1 protein-coding gene is annotated in these 437 nt (G+C 70.5%); it reads left to right on the top strand.

Going from position 1 to position 437, the window contains the following annotated elements; translation table 11 throughout:
* Positions 1 to 437, top strand: a 437-nt coding sequence (locus K9U40_RS23920) for an AraC family ligand binding domain-containing protein (protein WP_432715945.1), incomplete at both ends; no start/stop codon positions are given.

Raw genomic sequence — 437 nt, 5'->3', positions numbered from 1 at the left:
GACCTGGGTGGTGCCGCCGAGCCGGGCAGTCTGGCTTCCTCCGGACACGGACCATGTCACGACCAGCCATGCCGGGATCCGCTTCCGCTCGCTGCTGATCGACACGACCGGGTTCGACGGAGTCCCGGATCGCTGCAGGGTCGTCGAGGTCACGCCACTCCTGCGCGAGCTGATCCTCAAGCTCGCCGCCCTCACGGAGACGCAGGGCGACCGCGCCGTCTCAGAGGCCGTGATCTGCCTGCTCATGCTGGAGTTGGCGTTCCTGCCGGTGCAGCCGCTCGACCTGCCGGCTCCGACGCAGGCCGGCCTGGCGGACCTGTGCGACCGGATCCGCCGCGATCCCGCCCGCGCGCATTCCATCGCGGCGGCCGCCGCCGAACTCGCCATGAGCCGGGCGACGTTCATGCGGCTGTTCAAGCGCGAGACCGGAATGGGAT

Origin of the sequence: Xanthobacter autotrophicus, from assembly GCF_030015065.1 — a bacterium.
GTDB classification, from domain to species: Bacteria; Pseudomonadota; Alphaproteobacteria; order Rhizobiales; family Xanthobacteraceae; genus Xanthobacter; species Xanthobacter autotrophicus_D.
Note: the sequence above shows the minus strand (reverse complement) of the source record. Positions and strands in the feature narration are given on the sequence as shown.